Annotated in this window: 21 protein-coding genes; 13 read left to right on the top strand and 8 right to left on the bottom strand. The window is 75.9% G+C overall.

Features of this window, described 5'->3' with window-relative positions; translation table 11 throughout:
* Positions 1-140 precede the first annotated feature (140 nt).
* Positions 141-1,580 carry an NADP-dependent phosphogluconate dehydrogenase gene (gndA, locus tag BUE45_RS13015; RefSeq protein ID WP_073379424.1) on the top strand — a complete coding sequence of 480 codons (1,440 nt, stop codon included), beginning with the start codon at positions 141-143 and terminating at the stop codon, positions 1,578-1,580.
* 168 nt (positions 1,581-1,748) lie between these two features.
* Here gndA and BUE45_RS13010 read toward each other — a convergent pair whose 3' ends face one another.
* Entirely contained in the window at positions 1,749-2,009 is a 261-nt protein-coding gene (locus tag BUE45_RS13010; RefSeq protein ID WP_073379422.1) for a BON domain-containing protein, read from the bottom strand.
* A 375-nt stretch (positions 2,010-2,384) separates the two neighbouring features.
* Here BUE45_RS13010 and BUE45_RS13005 point away from each other — a divergent pair, with 375 nt between their 5' ends.
* Positions 2,385-2,786: a CPCC family cysteine-rich protein gene (locus tag BUE45_RS13005; protein WP_218619533.1), complete on the top strand. Its 402-nt coding sequence runs from the start codon at positions 2,385-2,387 to the stop codon at positions 2,784-2,786.
* Here the strand turns inward: BUE45_RS13005 and BUE45_RS33815 are convergent.
* Positions 2,770-3,696: a zinc-binding dehydrogenase gene (locus tag BUE45_RS33815; RefSeq protein ID WP_073379418.1), complete on the bottom strand. Its 927-nt coding sequence runs from the start codon at positions 3,694-3,696 to the stop codon at positions 2,770-2,772. The two genes, BUE45_RS13005 and BUE45_RS33815, sit on opposite strands and share 17 nt — an antisense overlap.
* Before the next feature lie 79 nt (positions 3,697-3,775).
* Between BUE45_RS33815 and BUE45_RS12995 the strand changes: the two genes are divergently transcribed.
* Both BUE45_RS12995 and BUE45_RS12990 read left to right on the top strand, forming a co-directional pair.
* Complete coding sequence (locus tag BUE45_RS12995) at positions 3,776-4,408, top strand: TetR family transcriptional regulator (RefSeq protein WP_073379416.1); 633 nt, start codon at positions 3,776-3,778, stop codon at positions 4,406-4,408.
* A 236-nt stretch (positions 4,409-4,644) separates the two neighbouring features.
* Positions 4,645-5,415, top strand: coding sequence for an isocitrate lyase/PEP mutase family protein (locus BUE45_RS12990; RefSeq protein WP_073379414.1), 771 nt, complete (start codon positions 4,645-4,647; stop codon positions 5,413-5,415).
* Between the two features lie 285 nt (positions 5,416-5,700).
* Here BUE45_RS12990 and BUE45_RS12985 read toward each other — a convergent pair whose 3' ends face one another.
* Entirely contained in the window at positions 5,701-6,996 is a 1,296-nt protein-coding gene (locus tag BUE45_RS12985) for a L,D-transpeptidase (RefSeq protein ID WP_073379412.1), read from the bottom strand.
* A 346-nt stretch (positions 6,997-7,342) separates the two neighbouring features.
* Here BUE45_RS12985 and BUE45_RS12980 point away from each other — a divergent pair, with 346 nt between their 5' ends.
* Positions 7,343-7,558 (top strand): hypothetical protein, encoded by a 216-nt coding sequence (locus BUE45_RS12980; protein ID WP_378664190.1) that lies wholly within the window; start codon positions 7,343-7,345, stop codon positions 7,556-7,558.
* 57 nt (positions 7,559-7,615) lie between these two features.
* Here BUE45_RS12980 and BUE45_RS12975 read toward each other — a convergent pair whose 3' ends face one another.
* Both BUE45_RS12975 and BUE45_RS12970 read right to left on the bottom strand, forming a co-directional pair.
* A complete protein-coding gene (locus tag BUE45_RS12975; protein ID WP_178378520.1) occupies positions 7,616-7,870 on the bottom strand; it encodes a DUF305 domain-containing protein in 255 nt (84 codons plus the stop codon).
* 104 nt (positions 7,871-7,974) lie between these two features.
* Positions 7,975-8,580 carry a LysE family translocator gene (locus BUE45_RS12970; protein ID WP_178378519.1) on the bottom strand — a complete coding sequence of 202 codons (606 nt, stop codon included), beginning with the start codon at positions 8,578-8,580 and terminating at the stop codon, positions 7,975-7,977.
* A 67-nt stretch (positions 8,581-8,647) separates the two neighbouring features.
* On the opposite strand from BUE45_RS12970, the gene BUE45_RS12965 reads away from it, so the two are divergent.
* From BUE45_RS12965 to BUE45_RS12955, 3 genes are all read left to right on the top strand, one after another.
* On the top strand, positions 8,648-9,148 hold the full coding sequence (locus tag BUE45_RS12965) for an Lrp/AsnC family transcriptional regulator (RefSeq protein WP_073379401.1): 501 nt from the start codon (positions 8,648-8,650) through the stop codon (positions 9,146-9,148).
* 430 nt (positions 9,149-9,578) lie between these two features.
* Positions 9,579-9,998, top strand: coding sequence for a hypothetical protein (locus tag BUE45_RS12960; protein ID WP_073379399.1), 420 nt, complete (start codon positions 9,579-9,581; stop codon positions 9,996-9,998).
* Between the two features lie 46 nt (positions 9,999-10,044).
* The gene (locus tag BUE45_RS12955) at positions 10,045-10,839 is read left to right on the top strand and encodes a helix-turn-helix domain-containing protein (RefSeq protein WP_073379397.1); all 795 of its coding nucleotides are present in this window, start codon (positions 10,045-10,047) and stop codon (positions 10,837-10,839) included.
* Between the two features lie 161 nt (positions 10,840-11,000).
* On the opposite strand, the gene BUE45_RS31250 is transcribed toward BUE45_RS12955, so the two are convergent.
* From BUE45_RS31250 to BUE45_RS32510, 3 genes are all read right to left on the bottom strand, one after another.
* Complete coding sequence (locus BUE45_RS31250; protein WP_084737188.1) at positions 11,001-11,561, bottom strand: hypothetical protein; 561 nt, start codon at positions 11,559-11,561, stop codon at positions 11,001-11,003.
* A 150-nt stretch (positions 11,562-11,711) separates the two neighbouring features.
* Positions 11,712-12,482: a DUF1963 domain-containing protein gene (locus BUE45_RS12945; protein WP_342746022.1), complete on the bottom strand. Its 771-nt coding sequence runs from the start codon at positions 12,480-12,482 to the stop codon at positions 11,712-11,714.
* 59 nt (positions 12,483-12,541) lie between these two features.
* The gene (locus tag BUE45_RS32510; protein ID WP_073379392.1) at positions 12,542-12,766 is read right to left on the bottom strand and encodes a hypothetical protein; all 225 of its coding nucleotides are present in this window, start codon (positions 12,764-12,766) and stop codon (positions 12,542-12,544) included.
* 371 nt (positions 12,767-13,137) lie between these two features.
* Here BUE45_RS32510 and BUE45_RS12935 point away from each other — a divergent pair, with 371 nt between their 5' ends.
* The 5 genes from BUE45_RS12935 (at position 13,138) to BUE45_RS12915 (ending at position 20,359) form a co-directional block, all read left to right on the top strand.
* Positions 13,138-14,187, top strand: a complete 1,050-nt coding sequence (locus tag BUE45_RS12935) for a glucose 1-dehydrogenase (protein ID WP_073379390.1) — start codon at positions 13,138-13,140, stop codon at positions 14,185-14,187.
* A 159-nt stretch (positions 14,188-14,346) separates the two neighbouring features.
* Positions 14,347-15,288 carry a universal stress protein gene (locus BUE45_RS12930; protein WP_073379388.1) on the top strand — a complete coding sequence of 314 codons (942 nt, stop codon included), beginning with the start codon at positions 14,347-14,349 and terminating at the stop codon, positions 15,286-15,288.
* A gap of 327 nt (positions 15,289-15,615) precedes the next feature.
* Positions 15,616-16,797: an L-rhamnose isomerase gene (gene rhaI, locus BUE45_RS12925; protein WP_073379386.1), complete on the top strand. Its 1,182-nt coding sequence runs from the start codon at positions 15,616-15,618 to the stop codon at positions 16,795-16,797.
* Positions 16,785-18,896 carry a bifunctional rhamnulose-1-phosphate aldolase/short-chain dehydrogenase gene (locus tag BUE45_RS12920; protein ID WP_073379384.1) on the top strand — a complete coding sequence of 704 codons (2,112 nt, stop codon included), beginning with the start codon at positions 16,785-16,787 and terminating at the stop codon, positions 18,894-18,896. The genes rhaI and BUE45_RS12920 overlap by 13 nt, the downstream gene beginning before the upstream one ends.
* A complete protein-coding gene (locus BUE45_RS12915) occupies positions 18,893-20,359 on the top strand; it encodes a rhamnulokinase (RefSeq protein WP_073379382.1) in 1,467 nt (488 codons plus the stop codon). The genes BUE45_RS12920 and BUE45_RS12915 overlap by 4 nt, the downstream gene beginning before the upstream one ends.
* The last annotated feature ends 68 nt before the right edge of the window (positions 20,360-20,427 follow it).

Genomic DNA, 20,427 nt, shown 5'->3' with positions numbered 1-20,427 from the left:
CGCAGGCCGGGGGCCCGGGGGCGGGCGGGCGCGCCGCACCCGGGCCGCCCGGCCCCGGCGCGTACGCCTGCGCGCCGGAGGGCCGTTCGCTTAGGGTCCAGGGAGGGTAATTCGGATTCTCTGTCCAGGAGCGGACGACCATGGGCACCACGGCTCAGATCGGCGTCACCGGCCTCGCGGTCATGGGACGCAACCTCGCACGCAACTTCGCCCGCAACGGCTACACGGTGGCCGTGCACAACCGGACGGCCGCGCGCACGCGCGCCCTGGTGGAGGAGTTCGGCGACGAAGGGGACTTCATCGCGGCCGAGACCGCGCGGGATTTCGTGGCGGCGCTGGAGCGGCCGCGGCGGCTCGTCGTGATGGTCAAGGCGGGTGAGCCCACCGACGCCGTCATCGCCGAGTTCGCCCCGCTGCTGGAGCCGGGCGACATGATCGTCGACGGCGGCAACGCGCACTTCGCCGACACCCGGCGCCGCGAGCGCGAGCTGCGCGAGAGCGGCATCCACTTCGTCGGCACCGGGGTCTCGGGCGGCGAGGAGGGGGCCCTGCACGGGCCGAGCATCATGCCCGGCGGGTCCGAGGAGTCCTATGCCTCGCTGGGCCCGATGCTGGAGCGGATCGCGGGCAAGGCCGCCGACGGCACCCCGTGCGTCACCCACCTCGGCCCCGACGGCGCCGGGCACTTCGTGAAGATGGTGCACAACGGCATCGAGTACGCGGACATGCAGCTGATCGGCGAGGCCTACCACCTGCTCCGCGAGGTCGGCGGTCTCACGCCGGCGCGGATCGCCGACGTGTTCCGGCGCTGGAACACGGGGCGGCTGGACTCCTACCTCATCGAGATCACCGCCCAGGTGCTGTCCCACGTGGACGCCGCCACCGGCGAGCCGTTCGTGGACGTGGTGCTGGACCGCGCCGAGCAGAAGGGCACCGGCCGCTGGACGGTGCAGATCGCCCTGGACCTGGGCGTCCCGGTGTCGGGCATCGCCGAGGCGGTGTTCGCCCGGTCGCTGTCGGGGCACGCCGACCTGCGCGCCGCCTCCCGCGGGCTGGCGGGGCCGACCCCGCGGCCGCTGCCGGAGGCGGAGGCCGACGCGTTCGCGGACCGGGTCGAGCAGGCGCTGTACGCCTCCAAGATCGTGTCCTACACCCAGGGCTTCCACCAGATCGCCGCGGCGAGCGCGGAGTACGGCTGGGGGGTCGACGCGGCCGAGGTGGCGCGGATCTGGCGGGCGGGGTGCATCATCCGGGCCGCGTTCCTGGACCGGATCACCGCCGCCTACGAGGCCGACCCGGGCCTGGTGTCGCTGCTGTCGGACGCGGAGTTCGCCCGCGAGATCGGGCGGGCCCAGGACGACTGGCGGGCCGTCGTGTCGGCCGCGGTCGCCCAGGGGGTGCCGGCGCCGGGCTTCGCGGCGGCGCTGGCGTACTACGACGGGGTGCGCGCGGAGCGCCTGCCCGCCGCCCTCACCCAGGCCCAGCGGGACTACTTCGGCGCCCACACCTACCGGCGCACCGACCGCGAGGGAGCCTTCCACACGCTCTGGGGCGGCGACCGCTCCGAGGTCGACGCCTGAGGTATCTCCCGGGGTCCGGCCGACCGGAAGGGGCACGGTCCGCCGCCGGAACCCGACCGCTTCCGGTGGCGGCGGCGCCCCCGCCCGGCGGCGGCGGAACCGGTGTCCACCGGTCCGGCCGGACCGCCGACACGGTGTGGGCGCCACCGGTCCCCGGGGCCGGGACGCCTACTCGGCGGGGTGCGGGGCCTGGTCCACGATCAGGCCGTCGGCGGACACGCTGACCACCCCGCGGGTGGCGGCGGCGATCCCGATCGCGCCGCTGCGCTGCTCCTCGGTGATCGGGATCACCGAGGACAGGCGCACGCGCCCCCCGTCGCTCTCGACCACGACCGCCTCCTCGGGCACGCCCAGCCGCTCGGCCAGGTCCCGGTGGATCTTGGAGCCGATGAGTCGGTCCGAAAGCGCGCCCTGTGTGGCACCGGCCATCGAGGTCCCCTCCCTCTTCCCGCGGGCACGAACGTACGTCCCGCTCCGGACATCCTCCTGGTCGCCGCAGGCCGGAGCCAAGAGGCCGCCCGCCACGCCCCGTCGATGGCGGAGCTTCGAGGGTTTCTGGGGGGTTTCGTCCCCGGATTGACCCGGTGAGGTGCGGATATTCGGTCGTGTCCCGAACGGGCTTCCGGACGGATCCCTTGCCGTCCCGCACCGCATCCCGCGTAGGATCCGTTTCCCCGAACCCGCTGACGGAGGCCCCGTGGACGACCCCCTGGCAGGCCCCGTCCGGCCGCACCCGCGGCCGGTGGCGGGGCGGCGCCCTCCGTACGGCGGGGCCGCCGCGCCCCGGGCGCCGGGGGAGGGGTGGTGAGCGGGGCCGGGCGGTGGCCGTGCCCCTGCTGCGGGTACCTCGTCCTGGAGGACGGCCCGGGGATGTACGAGATCTGCCCGATCTGCTTCTGGGAGGACGACCGGGCCCAGCTGCGGTGGCCCCTGATGGCGGGCGGGGCGAACCGGGTCCGCCTCGTCGACGCCCAGCGCCACTACGCCGACCACGGTGTGTGCCGGGAGGAGGACCGCCCCCACGTGCGGCCCGCGACGGACGCCGACCGGCGGGAGCCGGGCTTTCGCCACATCGACCTGCTGATCGACGACATCGAGCTCGCCCCCGACCCGCGGGTGCCCTGGCCCGCGGACCTCGCCGGGCTGTACTGGTGGCGCCCCGGGTTCGGCCGCCGGCGCGGGGAGGGCCTCAGCCCTGCGGGGTGAGGACCAGCTTGCCCGGCGGGAGCGGCCCCGCCAGCAGCGCGGGCGCCTCGGCGAAGGGGGCGGTCCGGTCCACGGCCGCCTCCAGGCGCCCATCGGCCAGGCGCGCGGCCAGCCAGCCCAGGTCCGCGTCCAGCCCGGGGCGCCCGTCGGCCAGGTAGAACGTGCGGATCGACCGGCCGTGCGCCCCCGCGTCCCCGGTCAGCACCGCCGGACCCAGGACCGTGTCGGCCCCGGAGGCCCGCCCCACGGACACCAGCGTCCCGTCCGCCGCCAGGAGCGCGAAGGCCGCGGCCAGCTGCTCGCCGCCGACCGTCTCGACGACGCCGTGCACGGGCGCCGTCGCGAAGGGCGGCCCGCCGGTGAGGACCTCGCGGGCCCCGAGCCGGGCGAGTTCGCCCTCCCGGCCCGGCCGCCGCACGGAGGCGACCACGTCCGCGCCCGCCATGGCGCCCAGCTGGACGGCGAAGCGCCCGACCGCCCCGGTCGCGCCGGTGACGAGCACGCGCCGCCCCAGCAGCGGTCCGAGGTCGCGCAGGGCCCGCAGCGCCGAGCCCGCCGCCACCGGCAGGGTGGCGGCGGCCACGAGGTCGGCCCCGTCGGGGACCACCCCGGCCAGCGCGGCGGGCACGGCCCGCAGCCCGGCCCACGCGCCGCCCGGCCCGACCGTCGCCACCCGCGTGCCGACGGGCGGCCCCGAGCCGTCGGCGGCGGCCCGGCGGACCACGCCCGCGGCCTCCCACCCCGGCACGGCCCCGTCCGGGGCGTGCGGCAGCAGCCCCTGGACCTCTCCGGGGTTCACGGAGGCGGCGGCGACCTCCACCAGGACCTCGTGCGCGGCGGGGACGGGGTCCGGTACCTCGGTGAAGCGCAGGCGTGACGGGACGGAGTGGTCCACGGTGAGTGCTCGCATGGCCGAAATAGTGGCACGCGTTGACATTTGTCGTCAAGTGACAAACGCCTTCGCGTGCCATACGCGGTAGGGTGGGACCGTGACGACCGAGGAACTCCGCGGGGGACTGCGGGAACGCAAGAAGCAGCGCACGCGGCGCGACCTGGTCGCCGCCTCCCTGGACCTGTGCGCGCGGCACGGGTTCGACACCGCCACGCTCGACGACATCGCCGCCCGGGCCGAGGTCTCCAAGCGCACCTTCTTCCGGTTCTTCGCGGCCAAGGAGGACGCGGTCCTGGCCCCCGAGGTGGAGCTGTTCGACGCCATGCTCCAAGCCCTGCGCGCGCACTCCCTCCAGGGCCCCCTCATCGACGTCCTGCGGGACGCGGTGATCGGCGCCCTCGACGGACGCGGCCCCCAGTGGCACGCGCAGTTCGCGGCGGCGCTGGGCATCATCGAGGCCTCCCCGGCCGTCAGGGCCGCCGCGCTGGGCCACTGCTCGCTGGTCACCGACCGGGCCGCGTTGCTGCTCCGGGAGCGCACGGGAGCGGACCCGCAGGGGGAGCAGATGGCCCGCCTGACCGTCGACGTGTTCGTCGCGGCCTGGCGCTCGGCCTCCGCGCGCTGGTCGCAGCAGGGCGCTCCCGACCCGGCCGCCCTGCGCCGCCTCGCCGCACAGGCCTGCGCCCGGGTCGTCCGGGTCCCCGACTACACGCTCACCCCGCGGCCCTGACCCGCCCCCGCGCCGCCCGGTTCGCGCGGGCCCTTCGGTGCGGGTCGGGTGCGGGCCGGGCGCACGGCCCGTCGCACCCGGCCGCGGGCCTTCGCCGGGTGTCCGCGGACGGGCAGGGTCCCCCCACGGCCTTCGCGCACCTTCCGGCGCGGGGTGTCCGGCCCGCGGCGCGGGTCCGCGGGTCCTAGCATGGCCGGTACCACTGCCGGACCCGCCCGCGAGAGGTGCGCACTCCCATGACGTTCACCGACCTCCACCGGCCCGGCCGGCCGTTCGTGCTGCCCAACGCCTGGGACGCGGCCTCCGCCCGGCTGCTCGCCCGGCAGGACTTCCCCGCGATCGGGACCACCAGCCTGGGGGTCGCCGCCGCGCACGGCCTGGCCGACGCCTCCCGCAGCGCCCGGGAGGCCACCGCGCGCCTGGCCCGCGACCTGGTCGGCGCCCGGCTGGGCCGGTACGTGACGGTCGACATCGAGGACGGGTTCTCCGACGACCCCGCCGCCGTCGCCGAGTTCGTCGCCGGGCTGGGCGTCGACGGGGTGAACATCGAGGACGGCACCCGGGGGCGCCTGATCGACCCCGCGCTGGCGGCCCGCAAGATCTCCGCGGTCAAGGAGGCCGCCCCCGGGGTGTTCGTCAACGCGCGCACCGACGTCCACTGGCTGGGCGGAACCGACCTCCACGCGGCGCTCGCCCGGCTCGCGGCCTACGCCGAGGCGGGTGCGGACGGTGTGTTCGCCCCCGGGGTCTCCGACCCCGGCGACATCGAGGCCATCGCCGTCGAGATCGCCCTGCCGCTCAACGTCCTGGCCGCCCCGGCGCTGGACCGCCGCAGGCTGGCCGACCTGGGGGTGGCCCGGATCAGCACCGGCTCCCTGCTGTACCGCGCCGCACTCGGGAGCGCCCTGGACGCCGCGCTGGCCGTCCGCGACGGGCGGCCGGCCCCCGGGGCGCTCTCCTACGCGGACGTGCAGTCCCTCGCCGGGGACGTCCCGCCCGTGGAGTGAGCCCCGGCGCGCCGTTTCGGCCGGGAGGCCCACCCTTTGCGGGCACCGTCGGCGGGCCGCGTCCGGTCCGGGCTCCGGCGCCGAACCGACCCCCGGGACGGCCCGCGTGCGACCGCGCGGGCCGCCTCCCGTCGCCGCTCCGCCGCCGCGCGGCACGAACGCGCCGGTGCGGGCCCCGCACCCGGCCGCCCCGGTCCGGGGCCCGCCGGGGGAGGGGCGCACCCCGCCACGACCGGGGGCGCGGCCCCGGCCCGGGACCGCGCCCCCGGTGGGACGGCTCTGCGCCTACTCCTCCTCGGAGTCCCCGGCCGGCTGCCCGAACGGCGACCCGGGCGGGTTGGAGCCGTCGGTCACCTGGGGCTCACCGGTGGCGCTCTCGGCCAGCCACTCGTCCCAGCTCAGCTGCCAGTAGCCCCAGCCGTTGTGCCACTCCTTGACGCGGTCGGTGCCGGTGGTGTCCAGGACGTCGCCCATGAGGGTGTTCTCGAAGATCCACTTCGCGTCGTCCATCCGCATGTTCGTGCACCCGTTGGAGGTGTTCGCGCTGCCGATGTTGGAGTTGTAGGACGCCTCGTGGAGGAACTCGCCGCTGTTGGAGGTGCGCACCGCGTACTGCACCTCGGTGCTGTACCCGTCGCGCCCCGCGGGCAGCTCCACCGTGTCCGAGTCCATGAGCAGCTTCTCGTGCCGCTCCATGAGCACGTGGGTGCCGCTGCTGGTGGTGGAGAAGTTCGACGTCCCGTCGCCGTTGCTGACCGGGATGGTGCGCGTCTCCTCCCCGTCCACGGTCACGACCATCTCGTGGTCGGGCACGTTCATGTTCAGGCGCAGCTCGCGGCCGACCTCGAACGTGAGCCGGTGGTCCCGCACCCCGTACACGCCCTCGGCGGCCCGCACGCCCGCCAGGTGCATCTCCACGCTCACCTCCTGGTACGGCTCCCAGTAGGTCTCGGGCCGGAACACGGCGGTCTTGTCGTCGAGCCACCGCCACGACCCGGCCACACCCTGCTCGGAGACGACCTTGAGGGCGCTCTCCACCGCCGCCTTCTCGGTGACCGGCAGGTCGAAGCCGATGGTGATCGGCATGCCCACGCCCACCGTCTCGCCGGAGGTGGGGAAGTTGTGGCTCAGCTCCAGCCGCTGCCCCTCCACCGCGTCCGCGGTGGTGAACTCGTGCACCAGCTCGGTGGTCCCGCCGCCCTCGGCGTTGTCCGCGGTGGCGGTCACGGTCACCGCCGCGCCCGGCGCCAGGCTCCAGTCGGCGACCCAGGAGGTGCCGTCCTCGCTGAGGGTCCCGGTCATCTCGAAGGGCGAGGCCTGGTCCTCGGGCTGGTCCGGCACCACCTGGTCGACCGTCACCCCGGTGAGGGTGCCCTGCTCCGCGGTGACCGTGACCGGGGTGTCGGGGGCGACCGCCTCCGCGCCGGTCTCGGGGGCGATGGTGATCACCGCGTCCTGGGAGGCGGTGTCCCCGCCGGGGGCGCCGCCCTCCTCGGAGGGGGTGCAGGCGGTCGCGGCCAGCGCGAGCGCGGCCAGTGCGATACCGCACCGGCGCAGTGCCGACGGGGGGATCGTGCCCATCACGGTGGGGTCCTCGTTTCGGTAGAACGCTTCTCCCTCTTAAGACTCCCGTCCCCGAAAAAGGTTCGCTCACTCAGGGCGTTACGGGACATATTTCACTTGTTCCCAGGCGTTCCCGGACCGCCGGGGGCGCGGCGCCGACCCCCTGCGGGACCCGCGCCGCGGGCGCCGCCCGGCACGCCCGCCGACCCCGGCGGGACCCTCGCGCGGGGGACCGCACCGCGGACCGGCCCCGAAAGCCCGCGGCGGCCGTGCCGTCCCCGAAGCGGATTCTGGGGCCCCGACCTGCACGGACGCCCATGAATCCGTGACACTGGGGTTTGGCCGGGACACGGAGGGTACACGGATGCCACATCGTCCCCTCGCGACCTGGGAGGTCACCATGGCGGCCACCGTCGCCGCAGTTCTGTTCGGTCTGGCCCTGATCTTCGAGTTGTTCGGCATCTCCCTCGAAGGCCTGGTCACTCCCACCACCCTCGCCCTCGCCGGGCTGACGGCGCTGGCACTCCACGTGGCCGGATACGGTTCCGGCCGCGGAGGCTGGCGGCGCGGCCGGTCCTGAGCGGCGGCGGCCCGGCACCCCCGCGGGGGTGCCGGGCCGCCGGACCGCCGGGACGGCTCAGCGCCCCCCGTGCTCCTCCTCGGACGGACCCCCGGGTCCGTCCGAGGAGGCCCCGCCGGGCATCTCCTGCATCTCGGCGATCTCGGCCTCCTGGGAGTCCGCGATCTCCTGCGCCAGTGCGCGGGCCCGCTCGTCGGCGCCGTCGGCCGGCTCGGCCCCGGCCATCGCCACCGCCCCCTCGTGGTGGGCGACCGTCGACTCCGGGAACAGGCGGTCCAACTCCGCGGTCAGCGGTACCGCGAGCAGCAGCACCCGCACCCACGGGCGGGCCCCGGGACACGGGAGGTTCGCCGCGCCGGCGCGGTCACGGCGGCGGTCCGCCTTCCCCCACGGGGTAGGGGTATCGGGCCTCGTCCTCACAGCGAACGCGCCGCCAGGAGCGCCCCCAGGGCGATGAGCACCGCGCCCCCGCCCCGGGTGGCGACCCGCTCGACCCGGCCGTCGGCCGGAAGCCGCACCGCCCGGACCAGCGTCACCACCAGCGCCCACCACAGCGCCCCCGAGACGACCACGGTCGCCCCCAGCAGCGCCGCCTGGGGGAGCACCGGCGCGGAGGTGTCGACGAACTGCGGCACCACGGCCGCGAAGAACAGCAGCGCCTTGGGGTTGAGCGCGTTCACCGCCAGCCCCCGCAGGAACCACCGGCCCCCGCCCCCGCGCGGACCGCCGTCCCCGCCCGGGTCGGCAGGGGAGGCCGTGCGCAGCATGGAGACCCCGAACCAGACCAGCACCCCGCCGCCCACCACCCGCAGCGGACCCGCCACCCCGGGCAGCGACAGCAGCACCGCGCTCAGCCCGGCCGCCGCGGCGATGCCGTGCAGGCACAGCCCGGCCACCACTCCGGCCGCGGTGCGCACGCCCCGCCCGGTACCCGCCAGTGCGGCCTGCGTGATCACCACGAAATCGGGTCCGGGCACCAGCAGGCTCACCCACACCAGCAGCGTGAACGTCCACCACGTCACGGTCGTCCTCCTCGTCCCCCACGGCATTCGGGCGGGACGCTAGCCCCGGGTTCGGTACGGTGCGAGCATGGCGAAACCAGATGCGGGAAAAGACGGATCCACCGAACTAGATGCGGTGGACTGGGCGATCCTGGGCATCCTCCAGAACGACGCGACGATCCCCAACAAGGACATCGCCGCCCGGGTGGGCGTCGCCCCGAGCACCTGCCTGCAACGGGTCCGCCGCCTGCGGGCCACCGGGGTCGTCTCCTCCGTCCGCGCCCACGTGGACCCGTCCCGGCTCGGCCGCCCCGAGCAGGCGTTCATCGCCGTGCAGGTGCGGCCCCACTCCCGCGAGGCCGCCGAGGACTTCGTCGCCCGGGTGGGCCGGATGCCCGAGACCATGGCCGTGTACAACGTCAGCGGCGTGCAGGACTACCTGGTGCACGTCGCCGTCCGCGACAGCACCCACCTGCAGTCCCTCATCATCGACCGGCTGCTCGTCCTGCCCCAGGTCGCGCACTGCCACACCCAGCTGATCTTCGGCGCCCCCGTGACCACTCCGCTGCGCCGCCTCCCCGACACCTGACGGTGAGGGTGTGCGGTGGCCTCTCCGGCGGGTCCGACCCGCCACCCGACCGACGCCTGCGACGGGTCGTCCTCCACGGGACCGGTCGGCCCGCCCGGGGAAGCCGCCGCACGCGGCCGGACGGGCGACCGCGACCGCACAGGCGCCCGGTCGAAAAGCCCCGCCACCGCCTTGTCCGCCCGCCCGGCCGACCCGCGTCGGCGGGGCCGCACCGCCTACCCGGGCGAGTACCGCGCGGCGCTCCTCGCCCGGCGCCCGCGGCCGTACCGCGCACCGGCGCGAGTACCGCTGCGCAACGGATCCGATCGGTGTCCGCGCAGCTCAGCGGTGGTGATCACGCCCCTCATGACCCGGGAGGTAATCGACGCCCTTCCCCGCGCCCGGGATGCTCGGTGGTGTCGACGGAGACACCACCTGAAAGGGAACCGCCATGACCTCCCGTACCGCTCCCACCGCTTCCGCCACGGCCACCACCCGCCCGCTGCGCCTGCTGCTGGGCGCCGACTCCCTCGCCTGCCTCGCCTCCGGAGCGCTGCTCACCGCCGGCTCCCCGTGGCTGCCCGGCCTGCTGGGACTGCCCGCGGCCCTGCTCGTTCCCGCCGGGGTGTTCCTCCTGGTCTTCGGCGCCTGGCTCGGCCTGCTGGCCGCGGGCCGGGGCCTCACCCGCGCCGCCGTGCGCACCGTCGTCGCCGTCAACGCCGTGTGGGTCGCGGCCACGGCCGCCCTGGGGCTGGGCGTCCTGGTGGACCCCAACGGGTTCGGCACGGTGTTTCTGCTGGTGCAGGCCGCGGCGGTCGCCGTGCTGGCCGCGCTGGAGGCCGCCGCGCTGTCCCGCACGGCCCTGGCCTGAGACCGCGGCCCCTAGGGTGGGCCGCAGTACGGACGAAGGGGGCGACGTGACCGGGACGGTCGAACGCACGGAGGCGGGCGGGCTCCTCAAGGAGTGGCGCGGCCGTCGCAGGCTCAGCCAGCTGGAGCTGTCCCTGCGGGCGGGGGTCTCCGCCCGCCACCTCAGCTTCGTGGAGACCGGCCGCTCCCGTCCGGGCCGCGACATGGTCCTGCGGCTGGCCGAGTGCCTGGACGTCCCCCTGCGCGAGCGCAACCGGCTGCTGCTCGCCGCCGGGTACGCCCCGGTGTTCGCCGAGCGCCCCCTCGACGACGCCGAGATGGACCCGGTGCGCGAGGTCGTGCGCCGCGTCCTGGCCGGCCACGACCCGTACCCGGCGGTGGTGGTCGACCGGGACTGGACGCTGGTCGAGGCCAACACCGGGGTCGCCCTGCTGCTGGAGGGGGTCGACCCCGACCTGCTGGCCCCGCCGGTGAACGTCCTGCGGGTGGGCCTGCACCCGCGCGGCATGGCGCCCGCCGTGGCCAACCTGGACCAGTGGCGGGCGCACCTGCTGCACCGGCTGCGCCTCCAGGCCGACTGGACCGGGGACGCCGGGCTGGACGGACTGTACCGGGAACTGGCCTCCTACCCCGGGGCGGACCCGGGCCCGCCCCGGGGGACACCGCCCCTCGCGGTACCGCTGCGGCTGCGCCGGAACGGAGCGGAGCTGTCCTTCCTGTCCACGGTGGCGACCTTCGGCACCCCGCTCGACGTCACCGTCTCCGAGCTGGTCATCGAGTCGTTCTTCCCCGCCGACGACGCCACCGCCCGCGCACTGGGCGCGCCCCGCACCCCGGCCTGAGCCCGCCCGGACCGGTACCCGAACCCCTGCACCGCGGCCGGGAGCCGGGCCGGCGCCGCGCCCACCGCCCTCCGTGGCCCGCGCCCGGCGCCTCGGAACGGGCGCCCGCCGGGAAGCCGCCTCCGGCGGGCGCGGACCCGGGAACCGGGGCGCCGCGAGGGTCAGTCCTCCCGCAGCAGGCGCAGCCCGGCGCGCATCAGGGCGCCGAAGTCGGCGAACCGCTCCAGCTCCCCGTCACCGGGGTGGAAGACGTAGGCGGCCCACTCGCCGTCCGCGCGCACGTCCCCGGGGTCGAGCAGCCACACCTCCTCGTGGCCCGCGACCTCCAGCGCCCGGCCGAACAGGGCCAGGAGGTCCTCCGCGCCCTGCGGCTCGAAGCCGTAGATCTCGATGAGGTCGGCCCCCGTGTCGCTCTCGCGGAACCACCGCAGGTCCGCGCTCCCGTGCACCCGCTCGGCGGCGCCGTGGGGCCGGGACCAGCCGTCGCTCACCGCGAGGAAGGCACGCAGGCTCGGCGGCAGCGGCGGCGAGGCGGAGCCCGCCGGGCCCGCCGTCACGTCCTGCGCGCGTGCGGGCGCGCGGCCCGGCCAGGGGGCCTCCTCCGGCAGGGAGCCGGCGCGGTCCCGGGGGGTGTGAGGAGCCGTGCGGACCAGGGCGGCGCTGTAGTCGGCCAGGAAGGCCCGCCACCGCTCGGGGGTGTCCAGGGCCTGGTGTTCGTTCACCGGGTGTCCTCATCCGGGTAGGGGAGCCGCAGCCTAGCGGCCGGTGCCGACACCCCGTGCCCCGGTACGCGACGCCGGTCCCCGATCTGGGACGCCCGGCCCGGGCGTCCCAGATCGGGGACCGTGCGGCGGCCCGGCCCCGTGCGCGCCTCAGTGGTAGGACAGGGACACCAGCGCCGCCGCCGCGAAGTCGCCGGCCGCGAGGTCGTCGCGCCGGATGATCCAGAACGGGCACGCGGTGAAACCGGGGTTCTCGGGCATGTCCAGCTGCGCCTGGGCCAGCAGCACCCAGCCCCCCTTCTCGTCCTGCGGGGAGGAGTCCATGATGGGCGGGTCCTGCGGCGAGTAGGCGTAGCCCCCCAGCAGCAGGGTGCCCTCCCACGGCGGCATCCGGTGGTCGTACTCGTCCAGCCGGTGCTCCCGGTACAGGCGTGCCGTCTCCGGGTCGGACAGGACCGCGTCGTCGACGCTCATCGGCATGCTCGGCACGGACCGGGCGTAGAGGGGGTGCGGGTCCAGGGCGGGCAGCACGTACGGGCCCCCGGGGAGCGGGCGCTCGGCCGTGGGCGCCCCCGCCGGGACGTGGACCACGGAACGGGAGTCCTCCATCAGCGCGAGCCCGTCGGGGTCGGTCCGGTCGGCGAAGAACAGCAGGTGCCCGTCCCGGGGCAGGGGGAGGCCGCCCCCGTCCGCGGGGAGGGCGGCGCAGTCCACCGTCGCGACCAGGTCCAGGCCGCCGTCCCACTCGACGCCGGGCGGGAGGCAGGGGAGGCCGCCGTACCGTCCGGCGGGGACGCCGCCGTCCGCGGCCGACGGGACGAGCTCGATCTGCGGACGGGCCAGCCCCAGGGCCAGGTCGATGGCGTGTTCGGGGACGCCCCGCCCGCGGGCCTCGTCGCGGTATGCCTGAGAGGTGTTCATGCCGGACATGCTGGCGCGGACGGGGGACACTCCGGACACCGGCTGGGCCGCCGCCCCGCTCAGGCCGGGGTGCCGGGGTCCCCGTCCACCGCCGCGGCGATGCGCGGGACCAGCCGCTCCAGCGCGAACGGCAGGCTCAGCACCGTGCTCCACGTCAGCGCGCCCGAGACCACCGCGTCGTCCACGATGGGGTCGCGCCCCTGCGCCACCGCGTCCAGGCCCTGGTACACCCGGTGGTCGGCCAGGTCCTCGCGCAGCCCCGGGCCGAAACCGGCGTTCCACACCAGCAGGTCGCGGTCGAGCAGCGCGGAGTCCTGCCTCCGGCAGCGGGGCGGCGTCGGAGTCCCGGTCGGCTCGGCGGCCTCCGGGAGAGGGGGCCCGGGTCAGCCCTGTCCGACATGCCCCGGGGCGCCGCGCAACGGCCGCCCGGCGCCGGCACCGGCCCTGCCCGTCCCGCCCGGGCGTGCCTTCGCCCGCCTCCCCTCCCGGACCCGCGGTCCCCGACGGCCGTGGTGCCACCGCCGCCCCCGCCCAAGGCCGGGGCAGCTCCGGGTCAAGACACCGCCGACCCGCCATGGCGGGGCCCCGCCCGGGGAACCACTCCGGGTGCGGCCCGCGGGCCGCACCCGGAGGAACCGGACACGGCGGGGGACGGATGAAGGCGCTGACGGTGGAACCCATGCGGAGCGGATCGGTGCGGGTGGAGGAGGTCGAGCCACCCGTGCCCGGGGAGGACGAGCTCCTGGTCGACGGCCTCGCCCTGGGCGTGTGCGGGACCGACCGCGAGATCGTCGACGGCGACTACGGCGCCGCGCCGCCCGGCGCCGAGCGCCTGGTCCTGGGGCACGAGTCCCTGGGCCGGGTCCGCAGCGCCCCGCCGGACAGCGGGTTCGCCGCGGGCGACCTGGTGGTGGGCGTCGTGCGCCGCCCCGACGCGCTGCCCTGCGGCCCCTGCGGCCACGGCGAGTTCGACATGTGCCGCAACGGCGGGTTCACCGAGCGCGGCATCAAGCAGCTGGACGGCTTCGGCGCCCAGCAGTGGACGGTGGAGGCCGACTACGCGGTCGCCCTCGCCCCGGAGCTGGAGCGGGTCGGCGTGCTCATGGAGCCGACCACCGTCGTGGCCAAGGCCTGGGAGCAGATCGAGCGCATCGGCGCCCGCGCCTGGTTCGACCCCGGCACCGTCCTGGTCACCGGAGCCGGGCCCATCGGCCTGCTCGCCGCCCTGCTGGGCGTGCAGCGCGGCCTGGACGTGCACGTCCTGGACCGGGCCGAGGACGGCGTCAAGCCGGAGCTGGTGGCCGCCCTGGGCGCCTCGTACCACACCGGGACCGTCGCCGACCTGGCCGCGCGGGTGCCGCTGGACGTCATCGTGGAGACCACCGGCGCGAACCCGGTCATCCTCGACGCGATGGAGCACAACGCCGCCGACGGCATCGTCTGCTTCGTCGGCCTGAGCAGTGCCACCGGGACGGTGCGGATCGACTCCGACCTCATGGGGCGGCGCCTGGTCCTGGAGAACGACGTGCTGTTCGGATCGGTCAACGCCAACCTGCGCCACTACGAGCAGGCCGCCCGCGCCCTGGAGAAGGCCGACCACTCCTGGCTGGAGGGGATGATCACCCGCAGGGTGCCGCTGGCCGACGCCGCGGAGGTGTTCGCGGCCCCGTCCGCAGACCAGGTCAAGATCGTCGTGGACCTGTGAGGACGCCGCAGGCCGGGGGGCCGGATCCGTGCCGCGGAGGGGACCTTTGCGGCACGGGCGGGGCCCCCGGTCCCCGGCGCGTGGGACCTCCGCGGTGTTTTCGCCCCCCTGGCGAGGGCAGGCAACCAGTGAGGACGCCGAGACACGAGGAGTCTGCTGATGACCTCCGATGACCCCCGATCCCCGAAGATCGTCCTGGGCGTGGACGGTTCCGGGCACGCGGACGCCGCCCTGGAGTGGGCCGCCGCCGAGGCCGAACGGACCGGACGCCCGCTGGACATCGTCTTCGCCCTGCCGATGCCGCTGGTGGTGATGTCCGAGGGGCCCACCCGGCCCTCGGCCACCGAGGAGCTGATCGCCCACGGGGAGCAGGTCCTGGGCGTGGCGGCCGACCGGGTGCGCGCCCTGGCCCCGAGCGCCCGGGTCCAGGTGTTCCTGGCGATGGACGACCCCGCCCCCGCGATGCTGGAGCGGGCCGGGCACGACGACCTGCTGGTGGTGGGCTCGCGCGGGCTGGGCGCGCTGCGCGTGGCGGTGATGGGCTCCACGTCGGTGCGCCTGGCCGCCCGGGCGCACTGCCCGGTGGCGGTGGTGCCCGAGGGGAGGCCGCACGCCGGGCCCGCGGGCCGGATCGTGGTGGGCGTGGACGGCTCGGACGCCGCCGTGCCCGCGCTGCGGTTCGCCCTGGGGCGGGCCCGCGAGTCGGGTGCCGCCGTGGTGGCGGTGCACAGCTGGGAGGTGTCCACCCCCTTCGCCCCCGAGGCGCTGGCCGCCTCCGGGTGGACGCCGCCGGACGAGCTGATGGAGAAGCGCTCGGCCGAACTGGTGGCCGACGTGTTCGCGCAGGTCGGCGACGAGGCCGAGGGGATCGAGGTGTCGGTGGTGCGCAGCCGCCTGTCCCCGGAGGCGGCGCTGCTGGCCGAGGCGGAGAAGGCCGACCTGGTGGTGGTCGGCTCACGCGGCCGGGGCGGCATCCGCGGGCTCTTCCTGGGCTCGGTCAGCCAGGCGGTCCTGCACGGGTCCGCGGTCCCGGTGGTGGTGATCCCGCACCGGGCGGAGGAGCACCCCGAGACCACGCCCTGGTCCGGCGGCACCGACTGACCGCGGTACCGCCCGCCCCGCCGGGGCGGGCGCGAGGGGGGCGACCGCGGGGGCGGTCCGGCACCGTGCCGGGCCGCCCCCGCGGCGTGCGGGGCGCCGGGGCCGGTGCCCCGGTCCGGCCGGGGGTTCGTGCGGGGCGGAGGTTTCGTGCGAGCCGGAGTAAAAACGATTCATAGAAGTGCCCGTCGCGGCCCTGCCGCCCCGTACACGCACGTCTTGACGCCTTTCCCGCCCCGGGGATAATCTTCGCACAGCAGTGCTTAAAACGATTCAAGTGCCTGGTTCGGGCGGCACCCGGGTCGACACAGCAGTGAACGGAGAACCGCCGTGGCCACAACCCCCTCCGACCGTCGCGCGGGCGCCCTGGAGGTCCTGCGGCGCCAGCACATCGAGCTGCCCTCCTGGGCGTTCGGCAACTCCGGCACCCGCTTCAAGGTGTTCGCCCGGCAGGGCGTCCCCCGCGACCCCTGGGAGAAGCTCGCCGACGCCGCGCAGGTGCACCGCCTCACCGGCGCGGCCCCCACCGTCGCCCTCCACATCCCCTGGGACCGGGTCGACGACTACGCCGCCCTGGCCGCGCACGCCCGCGAGCTGGGCGTGGGCATCGGCACCGTCAACGCCAACGTCTTCCAGGACGACGACTACATGCTCGGCAGTGTCACCAACCCCGACCCCGCCGTGCGCCGCAAGGCCACCGACCACCTGCTGGAATGCGTCGACATCATGGACGCCACCGGCTCGCGCGACCTCAAGCTCTGGTTCTCCGACGGCACCAACTACCCCGGCCAGGACGACCTGCGCACCCGCCAGGACCGCCTCGCCGCCGCCCTGGCCGAGGTCTACGGCAGGCTCGGCCCCGACCAGCGCCTGCTGCTGGAGTACAAGCTCTTCGAGCCCGCCTTCTACGCCACCGACGTCCCCGACTGGGGCACCGCCTACGCCCACTGCCTGGAACTGGGCGAGAAGGCCGTCGTGTGCGTGGACACCGGCCACCACGCCGCCCACACCAACATCGAGTTCATCGTCGCGTTCCTGCTGCGCGCCGGCAAGCTCGGCGCGTTCGACTTCAACTCCCGCTTCTACGCCGACGACGACCTCATGGTCGGCGCCGCCGACCCCTTCCAGCTCTTCCGCATCATGTACGAGGTCGTGCGCGGCGGCGGCCTGGCCGCCGACACCGGCGTCGCGTTCATGCTCGACCAGTGCCACAACATCGAGCCCAAGATCGCCGGACAGATCCGCTCGGTCATGAACGTGCAGGAGGCCACCGCCAAGGCCCTGCTCGTGGACGCCGACACCCTGGCCGCCGCCCAGCGCGAGGGCGACGTCCTGGCCGCCAACGCCGCCGTCATGGACGCCTACAACACCGACGTGCGCCCGCTCCTGGCCGACCTGCGCACCGAACAGGGCCTGGACCCCGACCCCATGGCCGCGCACGCCCGCTCCGGCTACGCCGAGCGCGCCGCCGCCGAGCGCACGGGCGGCACCCAGGCCGGGTGGGGCGCGTGAGCACCGGCCCCGAGAACACCCCGGACACCACCGCCACCACCGCCCGGCAGCAGGGGGAACCCGTGACCGACAGCGTCGTCGACCAGCTGATCGCCCGCAGCAACACCCTGGGCTCCGACCCGCGCAACACCAACTTCGCCGGCGGCAACACCTCCGCCAAGGGCGAGCGCACCGACCCCGTCACCGGCCGGCCCGTCGAGGTCCTGTGGGTCAAGGGCTCCGGCGGCGACCTGGGCACCCTCACCGGGGACGGCCTCGCCGTCCTGCGCCTGGACCGGCTGCGCGCCCTCGCCGACGTCTACCCGGGCCAGGACCGCGAGGACGAGATGGTCGCCGCGTTCGACCACTGCCTCTTCGGCAAGGGGGGCGCCGCGCCCTCCATCGACACCGCCATGCACGGCCTCGTCGACGCCCCGCATGTGGACCACCTGCACCCCGACTCCGGCATCGCCCTGGCCACCGCCGCCGACGGCGAGGCCCTCACCCGCGCCTGCTTCGGCGACCGCGTGGTGTGGGTGCCCTGGCGGCGGCCCGGGTTCCAGCTCGGCCTGGACATCTCCGCCGTCGCCCGGGACAACCCCGGCGCCGTCGGCGCGATCCTGGGCGGCCACGGGATCACCGCCTGGGGGGACACGAGCGAGCAGGCGCAGGCCCACTCTCTGGAGATCATCCGCACCGCGGAGCGGTTCCTGGCCGAGCGGGGACGCCCCGAGCCCTTCGGCCCGGTCCTGCCCGGCCACGGGGCCCTGCCCGAGGCCGAGCGCCGCGAGCGCGCCGCCGCGCTGGCCCCCGTCATCCGCGGCCTGGCCTCCACCGACCACCCCCAGGTCGGCCGGTTCACCGACGACGACACCGTCCTGGACTTCCTCGCCCGCGCCGAGCACCCGCGCCTGGCCGCGCTGGGCACCTCCTGCCCCGACCACTTCCTGCGCACCAAGGTCCGGCCCCTGGTCCTGGACCTGCCCGCCGACGCCCCGCTGGAGGAGGCCGTCGCCCGTCTCACGGAGCTGCACGAGCTCTACCGGGCCGACTACCGGGCCTACTACGAGCGCCACGCCGCCCCCGACAGCCCAGCCATCCGCGGCGCCGACCCGGCGATCGTGCTGGTCCCGGGCGTGGGCATGTTCTCCTACGGCAAGGACGCCAAGACCGCCCGCGTGGCCGGCGAGTTCTACACCAACGCGATCAACGTGATGCGCGGGGCCGAGGCGGTGTCCTCCTACCGGCCCATCGAGGAGTCGGAGAAGTTCCGCATCGAGTACTGGGCGCTGGAGGAGGCCAAACTGGCCCGGCTGCCCGCGCCCCGGCCCCTGGCCTCCCGGGTGGCGCTGGTGACCGGCGCGGCGAGCGGCATCGGCAAGGCGATCGCGGCCCGGCTCGCCGCCGAGGGCGCCTGCGTGGTCGTCGCCGACCTGGACGCCGGCAAGGCCGAGGCCGCCGCCGCGGAACTGGGGGACTCCGACGTCGCGGTCGGAGTGGCCTGCGACGTCTCCGACGCCGCCGCGGTGGAGCGGGCGCTGCGCGCGGCCGCCCTGGCGTTCGGCGGGGTGGACCTGGTGGTCAACAACGCCGGGCTGTCCGTGTCCAAGCCGCTGCTGGAGACCACCGAGCACGACTGGGACCTCCAGCACGACGTCATGGCCAAGGGCTCGTTCCTGGTGTCCCGCGAGGCGGCGCGCACCATGATCGCCCAGGGCATGGGCGGCGACATCGTCTACATCGCCTCCAAGAACGCCGTGTTCGCCGGACCCAAGAACATCGCCTACTCCGCGGTCAAGGCCGACCAGGCGCACCAGGTCCGGCTCCTGGCAGCCGAGCTGGGCACCCACGGCATCCGCGTCAACGGGGTCAACCCCGACGGCGTGGTGCGGGGGTCGGGGATCTTCGCCGGCGGCTGGGGCGCCCAGCGCGCCAAGGTGTACGGGGTGCAGGAGGAGGACCTGGGCAGGTTCTACGCCCAGCGGACCCTCCTGGGGCGGGAGGTGCTCCCCGAGCACGTGGCCAACGCGGTGTTCGCGCTGACCGCGGGGGAGCTGTCGCACACCACGGGGCTGCACGTGCCCGTGGACGGCGGCGTGGCCGCGGCGTTCCTGCGATGAGCGTCCACGCCGCGGTGGACCTGGGCGCGTCCAGCGGACGGGTCATCGCGGGCCGGATCGCGCACGGGCGGCTGCGCACGGAGGAGGTGGCCCGGTTCGCCAACGGCCCGGTCCCCGTGCCCGCTGCGGGCCGCACCACCCTGCACTGGGACGTGCTGTCCCTGTACGCGGGGGCGGTCGAGGGGCTGCGGCGGGCCGCCGGGACCGGCGGGCTCGCCTCCGCGGGCGTGGACTCCTGGGCGGTGGACTACGGGCTGCTGGACGCCGACGGCGCGCTGCTCGGCGCCCCGGTCCACTACCGCGACCCCCGTACCGACGGGGTGCCCGCACGCGTCTTCGGACACTGGCCCGCCGACCGCATGTACGCGGTCAACGGGCTCCAGGTGCAGCCGTTCAACACCGTGTTCCAGCTGGCCGCCGAGGCGGGCTCGGCCCGCCTGGCGGCCGCCCGCGACCTGCTGCTGGTCCCGGACCTGCTGGGGTACTGGCTGACCGGGGCCAAGGCGGCGGAGCTGACCAACGCCTCCACCACGGGCCTGGTGGACGTGCGGACACGCCGCTGGGCTCCGGAGGCCCTGGACGTGCTGGAGGAGTCCTTCGGCGTGCCCGCCCGCGGCCTCCTCCCCGACCTGGTCGAACCGGGCACCGTGGTCGCACCCCTGCGCGGCGGCCTCGGGGACGCCGCCGGCGCCCCGCTGGTGGCCGTGGGCTCGCACGACACCGCCTCGGCGGTGGTGGCCGTGCCCGCCGCCACGGACCGGTTCGCCTACATCTCCTCGGGCACCTGGTCCCTGGTCGGCGTGGAACTGGACGCCCCGGTTCGCACGGAGGCATCCCGGGCGGCGAACTTCACCAACGAGCTGGGCGTGGACGGCACCGTCCGCCACCTGCGCAACGTCAGCGGCCTGTGGCTCCTCCAGGAGTCGCTGCGCACCTGGCGCGAGCGGGGGCGCCGGGTCGACCTGGCGGACCTGCTGGAGCGCGCGGCCCGGCTCCCCGCGCTGGCGTGTGTGGTGGACGTGGACGACCCGAGGTTCCTGCCCCCGGGTGACATGCCGGACCGTATCGCCGCCTTCGCCGCCGAGACCGGCCAGCGCCCGCCCGGGGACGAGGCCGGGTTCACCCGCTGCATCCTGGACTCCCTCGCCCTGGCCTACCGCCGGGCCGTCCACCAGGCCGCCGAACTCGGCGGCAAGGACGTGGAGGTGGTCCACATCGTCGGCGGCGGCGCCAACAACACGCTCCTGTGCCGGCTCACCGCCGACGCGGTGGGCCTGCCCGTCGTCGCGGGCCCGGCCGAGGGCACCGCCATCGGCAACCTCCTGGTCCAGGCCCGCGCGGTGGGGGCCGCCGACGGGGACCTGGCCGCGCTGCGCCGCATCGTCGCGGACTCCGTCCAGACCGTCACCTACCACCCGGAGGGCCCCCAGGCCCCGTGGGCGGAGGCCGCCCGCCGCATCTGACCCCCGGTCCGCCCACGGCCCCAGCGGGAGGGTGTCGCTTCCACGCCCCGCGACCAGAGGTCGGCGTG

Source organism: Nocardiopsis flavescens, from assembly GCF_900141985.1.
GTDB classification, from domain to species: Bacteria; Actinomycetota; Actinomycetes; order Streptosporangiales; family Streptosporangiaceae; genus Nocardiopsis; species Nocardiopsis flavescens.
This window is presented reverse-complemented; position numbering and strand designations above follow the sequence as displayed.

What these genes read in the sequence shown, in the direction of transcription:
- gndA (WP_073379424.1), top strand. Translation starts at nt 141, where the DNA reads ATGGGCACCACGGCTCAGATCGGCGTCACCGGCCTCGCGGTCATGGGA.
- BUE45_RS13010 (WP_073379422.1), bottom strand. Translation starts at nt 2,009, where the DNA reads ATGGCCGGTGCCACACAGGGCGCGCTTTCGGACCGACTCATCGGCTCC.
- BUE45_RS33815 (WP_073379418.1), bottom strand. Translation starts at nt 3,696, where the DNA reads ATGCGAGCACTCACCGTGGACCACTCCGTCCCGTCACGCCTGCGCTTC.
- BUE45_RS12990 (WP_073379414.1), top strand. Translation starts at nt 4,645, where the DNA reads ATGACGTTCACCGACCTCCACCGGCCCGGCCGGCCGTTCGTGCTGCCC.
- BUE45_RS12985 (WP_073379412.1), bottom strand. Translation starts at nt 6,996, where the DNA reads ATGGGCACGATCCCCCCGTCGGCACTGCGCCGGTGCGGTATCGCACTG.
- BUE45_RS12980 (WP_378664190.1), top strand. Translation starts at nt 7,343, where the DNA reads ATGCCACATCGTCCCCTCGCGACCTGGGAGGTCACCATGGCGGCCACC.
- BUE45_RS12965 (WP_073379401.1), top strand. Translation starts at nt 8,648, where the DNA reads ATGGCGAAACCAGATGCGGGAAAAGACGGATCCACCGAACTAGATGCG.
- BUE45_RS12960 (WP_073379399.1), top strand. Translation starts at nt 9,579, where the DNA reads ATGACCTCCCGTACCGCTCCCACCGCTTCCGCCACGGCCACCACCCGC.
- BUE45_RS12945 (WP_342746022.1), bottom strand. Translation starts at nt 12,482, where the DNA reads ATGAACACCTCTCAGGCATACCGCGACGAGGCCCGCGGGCGGGGCGTC.
- BUE45_RS12935 (WP_073379390.1), top strand. Translation starts at nt 13,138, where the DNA reads ATGAAGGCGCTGACGGTGGAACCCATGCGGAGCGGATCGGTGCGGGTG.
- BUE45_RS12930 (WP_073379388.1), top strand. Translation starts at nt 14,347, where the DNA reads ATGACCTCCGATGACCCCCGATCCCCGAAGATCGTCCTGGGCGTGGAC.
- BUE45_RS12915 (WP_073379382.1), top strand. Translation starts at nt 18,893, where the DNA reads ATGAGCGTCCACGCCGCGGTGGACCTGGGCGCGTCCAGCGGACGGGTC.